Consider the following 502-nt stretch of genomic DNA (forward strand, 5'->3'; position numbering starts at 1 on the left):
CGCCAGCCTCCTGCTCCTTCACTACCGCAATAATCTGCTCTTCCGTAAATCTCTGCTTCTTCATGTGTCCGTCCTTTAATGGGCCGGACTCTAATCCAAACTGGAGGAAATTACCCGTGGCAGGTCAACACCGGCCAGATACATCTCGATCAAGGCCTCTTCGACCGAGCTCTCCCGCCGTCGGTAACGCTCGATGATAGCCGTCTCGAAGGTCTGGCGGCGCAACTTCGGCACCTTCAGCTTCACCTCGCCCGCCTTGGTGTGCAGAGCCCGCTCGTAGCGGCAGGCGCGCCTGTCCTGGCGGCCTTCATTGCGTTCATAGCGCCCCGCGCCGCACAATCGGTCCGCCTCCGCGTCGAGCATCGTATTCAGCGTCTCTCAACCGTCCCGCGCACCATCTCACCAAGGTGATCCTTGATCCGCGCTTCGTCGATCCGGATCACCTGACCCATCACAGCATCCTTCTCGTCGTCCATCCTTTCGCTCCTTCCGTCATTGTAGA

At 59.4% G+C, this 502-nt stretch carries 1 protein-coding gene; it reads right to left on the bottom strand.

Annotation, left to right across the window (positions count from 1 at the left end):
• Positions 1 to 90: 90 nt before the first annotated feature.
• On the bottom strand, positions 91 to 363 hold the full coding sequence (locus tag DUT91_RS25145) for a transposase (RefSeq protein WP_245420028.1): 273 nt from the start codon (positions 361 to 363) through the stop codon (positions 91 to 93).
• Positions 364 to 502: the final 139 nt, after the last annotated feature.

It is taken from the genome of Paramesorhizobium salinisoli (assembly GCF_003335045.1).
GTDB lineage: Bacteria > Pseudomonadota > Alphaproteobacteria > Rhizobiales > Rhizobiaceae > Paramesorhizobium > Paramesorhizobium salinisoli.

Bases quoted from the DNA above. Each gene is read 5' to 3' on its own strand.
- DUT91_RS25145 (WP_245420028.1), bottom strand. From the start codon at position 363: ATGCTCGACGCGGAGGCGGACCGATTGTGCGGCGCGGGGCGCTATGAA.